Source organism: Corallococcus sp. 4LFB (assembly GCF_046520365.1).
Lineage (GTDB): Bacteria > Myxococcota > Myxococcia > Myxococcales > Myxococcaceae > Corallococcus > Corallococcus caeni.
Window position 1 is genome coordinate 1 of sequence record NZ_JBKGHJ010000643.1, and the last position, 3,879, is coordinate 3,879.

The window sequence follows — 3,879 nt, forward strand, 5'->3', positions numbered from 1 at the left end:
CCCGGGGCGGGATGCCGCCGTCGGGAAGGCCCACGACGGCCGGCGGGGGCGCCCGCGTCCGACGCGCCCATGTCCAGCGAGACGCCGTCCGTCGCGGGCATCCGATCCCCCGAGACCTGGGTGGGCACGTTGCCCGAAGGCGTGACCTCCGGCCCTCCCGGCGGGGACTGCGTGTCGCCCGTCTGCGGCGACGTGGTGGGCGCGTTCGGATTGGCGCCGCCCTGCGTGCCGGGCGGCTGCTCATGCGCGGTGTGGTCGGCGGGCTTCGCCATGCCGGTCGCGGCGGGCCCCACGAGGATGTCGATGTGCCGCCACTCGAATTCGTAGCTGTTCACGGGCGTCTTCCCCGCGCGGCGGGGAACGACGAAGACCTGGGCCAGCGCGAGCTCCGGCAGGAGCAGGGCCAGCAGCACGGCGATGACGTGCGGACGGGGGTTCAAAAAGCACCTCGGTAAGGCGAGGAGACAGGCTGTCAGGGGCCCGGAGGAAGGCTCCCTCTCCCACCGGAAACGCACAAGCGGTCGTTTTGTTTCTTTGCGTTGCGGTGGACGTCCCGGGCCATTCCCCTCCGCGCGCGCCTGGGGACTTGGCGTCGGTCGGGATCGCCCGGTATGGAGGAGGGAATGAATCGTTTCGCTCTCGTCGCCGCTAGCGCGTTCCTCGCCTTCGGTTGTGGCAAGGACAGTTCCGACAACAAGGCCGAGTGTCAGGTTGAAGCCATCGACCTGACCGGATGTGACCGGTCGACGTTGGGTGCCGTTCAGGCCGAAGGCATCTGGAACACCAACATCAACTTCGAGGACGGCTACACGGGCCCCTCCGCGATCCGCTTCTCGCCCGGGGATCCGCTGCTCATCGGCCTGGGGATGACGACGAAGCAGATCACCCCGGACACGTTCTTCCTGGCCAGCGACGTGACCGGGTCGGACGGGTCGGCGGTGCGCTACGCGTTCGCGGGCTGCAAGGCCTCAGGCCCCGGCACGGTGCTGGGCGTGGCCCGCGTCTGCCGCAACGGGGAGACCGTGAGGCAGGGCACCTTCACCGCCACGCGCGTGACGCGGCGCGATGGCGAGTCCGAGTCCGACCGCGTGACGCTCGTGGGGCAGGCGGCGCTGCCCCGCGGCGTGCCCTCCAGCGTGGTGACGGCGGGCGGCTACGCCTACGTGACCGCGGGAGACCAGGGCCTGTTCGTCTACGACGTGAAGGACCCCGCGCACCCCACGCTGGTGTCCGAGCAGAAGTTCCCCTCGGAGACGTACACCACCTCCCTCATCAGCGGCACGACGCTCTACCTGGGCACCTACGCCACGGGCCTGCGCATCTGCGACCTGGCCTCGAACCCCGTGGTGCCGCTCTGCGACAAGACGTTCCTCGCGGACCTGGCGGTGCGGGTGGACTCGCTGGCGAAGGAAGGCAACCTGCTCTACGTCGCGTCGCCGCAGCCCAAGTCGGACGTCGTCGTGGTGGACGTGACCCAGCCGGCCGCGCCCACGCTCGTGGTGCGCTACACGGTGGAGGGCTCGTCCACCACCCTGGGCGAGTTCCCCTACGCCCTGGCCGTGCAGGACGGCCGCCTGTACGTGAGCAACTGGAGCTACGGCGTGACGGTGACGGACCTCACGAACGTGGCGACGACCAAGGCCCCCAAGCTGCTGGGCCGCTTCGGCGGTCCGTCCACCAGCGCCCTGGCCGTGGGCAAGCTGGGGGATTCCACCGTCGTCTTCCAGGGGTCGGACGCGTGGGGCTCCTCGCTGCTCGCGCTGGACGCCACGCACCCGGAGGCCATCGTGCAGCGCGGGGAGCTGGCGCTGCGTCCGGAGGCCTCCCTGGGGGGCATGGTCCTGTCCGGAACGACGCTCTACGTGGCGAACTACCAGGACGGCCTGCGCGTCTATGACGTGTCCACGCTGGGCACGCCGAAGGCCGCCGGGTACTTCAACACCTGGAGCGAATCCGACGCGGCCGCGGCCAGGGCTACTTCGAGGGGCTCCAGGGCGTTCACGTCGCGGACGGGCTGGTGTATGGGTGGGACACGACGCGCGGACTGCTCATCTTCCGCCACACCCCGTGACGCCGAGGCTGTTTCATGACCCCGTTGAACGGATGTGGCCGCTGCCAGACCCTGCCGCAGACGCCTGACACGCCGGGGCGCCTCTTCCTGTGGCCGCCGCTGGGCCACAGCCTGGGCAAGCTGGTGGCGCACCTGCGGGATTCGGGGGGCAGCTACCAGCTGCGCACCGACGCGCAATGCGTGGTGGTGGAGATGGGGGAGGGCGGCCTGCGGCAGCTCTCCTCGCACCTGCCCAACGTGCTGACGGCGGAGGAGGTGCGGGGCACGCGCGCCCTCTTCGTCGTGGGCGACGGCGAGCCGGGCATGGCGGACTTCCCGCGCGTGGACTCACTGCAGCGCCTCACCACGCTGCATCAGTCCGGGTGGCTGGTGGACATGCTGGCGGAGTCGCGGCTCACCACGTTCTTCCAGCCCATCGTCCACGCGCAGGACACCTCCCGCATCTTCGCGCACGAGGGGCTGCTGCGCGGACGCGACCCCAGTGGTGCGCTGGTGCCGCCGAACCGGATGTTCGACACGGCGCGCGAAGCGGACCTGCTGTTCCAGCTGGACCTGGCCGCGCGCACCACCGCCATCCGCGAGGCGGTGCGGCACCAGCTGAGCACGCACCTGTTCATCAACTTCACGCCCACGGCCATCTACGACCCGGCCTTCTGCCTGCGCTCCACCGTGGCCGCCATCCGCGAGTCGGGCATCCCGGAGTCGCACGTCGTCTTCGAGATCATCGAATCCGACCGGGCCGCGAACGCCGCGCACCTGCGCGCCATCGTGGACTTCTACCGCGCGGCGGGCTTCAAGGTGGCGCTGGACGACCTGGGCGCGGGCTATTCGTCGCTGAACCTCATCCACCAGCTCCGGCCGGAGTTCATGAAGCTGGACATGGAGCTGGTGCGAGGCGTCCACGCGGACCCCTACAAGGCGTCCATCGTGGAGAAGCTGCTGGAGATCGCCCGCCAGCTCGGCATCCAGACCGTGGCCGAGGGCATCGAGACGCCCGAGGAGCTGTCCTGGGTGCGCCGTCACGGGGTGGACTTCGTGCAGGGCTACCTCATCGCGAGGCCCGCGGACGCGCCGGCCCGCGCCACCCCGCGCATCACGGATTGAGCAGGGAGTTGGACGTGCCCGAGCGCTCCAGGCTCGCGGCGCGCGCCAGCTGCACCATGTAGCCCGCGTTCTGCAGGGCGATGCGCGCGGCGTAGACGTCCCGGCGGCTGGCGGCGTCCCGCGCGAGGGCGATCTGCGCGCGGATGCGCTCGGCCTGGACCACGACGGTGCCCTGCCCATCGCTCGAGGCGCTCTGGCGCACGACGGAGAAGTCCCGGTCGGCGATGCCCAGCGCGTTGTCCACGTCCAGCTCGCCCTGCTCCAGCGCCTGATCCGCCGCGAGCATCCACTGGCCGCCGGACTGGATGCGCGCCAGCCGCTGCTGCCGGCTGCGCTCGGTCTGGTAGGCGCGCTGTTCGTGCGTATCCACCTGGGACTGCACGGCCTGGGTGCGCTCCGTGGCCCGCGTGTCGCGGGTCTCCAGCTCCTGCTCCAGGTCCGCGATGCGCTGACGCAAGGCCGCCAGCTCCGCGTTGGCCGCGTTGGCGTTCGGGGCGGCCCCTTGCGCCTGCGGCGGAGCGGACGTCGTCTGGTCCGACGGCGTCACGGCCGACGTTCCACCCTGGACCGGCGCCGTCGTCCCCGTCGAAGGAGCGGCGGTGGAGCCTGACGGTGCGGCGGTCCCCGTCCCCGTACCCGAGCCGCCCGTCGCGGCCCCCGGAGCGGTCGGAGCCGCGGCCCCCGGGGCGGTAGTGCCCGTCGTC

The 3,879-nt window shown here is 71.3% G+C and carries 3 protein-coding genes and 1 pseudogene; 2 read left to right on the forward strand and 2 right to left on the reverse strand.

Going from position 1 to position 3,879, the window contains the following annotated elements:
- Positions 1–440: pseudogene (locus ACLEQD_RS38670) on the reverse strand (tolB protein precursor protein); the annotation flags it as partial.
- Positions 441–623: 183 nt separating this feature from the next.
- Here ACLEQD_RS38670 and ACLEQD_RS38675 point away from each other — a divergent pair.
- Together ACLEQD_RS38675 and ACLEQD_RS38680 are read left to right on the forward strand one after the other, a co-directional pair.
- Positions 624–2,090, forward strand: a complete 1,467-nt coding sequence (locus ACLEQD_RS38675) for an LVIVD repeat-containing protein (RefSeq protein WP_410390881.1) — start codon at positions 624–626, stop codon at positions 2,088–2,090.
- Entirely contained in the window at positions 2,087–3,175 is a 1,089-nt protein-coding gene (locus tag ACLEQD_RS38680) for an EAL domain-containing protein (protein ID WP_410390883.1), read from the forward strand. Before ACLEQD_RS38675 ends, ACLEQD_RS38680 begins: the two co-directional genes overlap by 4 nt.
- Here ACLEQD_RS38680 and ACLEQD_RS38685 read toward each other — a convergent pair.
- Positions 3,165–3,722 carry a hypothetical protein gene (locus tag ACLEQD_RS38685; RefSeq protein WP_410390885.1) on the reverse strand — a complete coding sequence of 186 codons (558 nt, stop codon included), beginning with the start codon at positions 3,720–3,722 and terminating at the stop codon, positions 3,165–3,167. The genes ACLEQD_RS38680 and ACLEQD_RS38685 overlap by 11 nt on opposite strands.
- Positions 3,723–3,879 lie beyond the last annotated feature (157 nt).

What these genes read in the sequence shown, in the direction of transcription:
- ACLEQD_RS38680 (WP_410390883.1), top strand. Translation starts at nt 2,087, where the DNA reads ATGACCCCGTTGAACGGATGTGGCCGCTGCCAGACCCTGCCGCAGACG.
- ACLEQD_RS38675 (WP_410390881.1), top strand. Translation starts at nt 624, where the DNA reads ATGAATCGTTTCGCTCTCGTCGCCGCTAGCGCGTTCCTCGCCTTCGGT.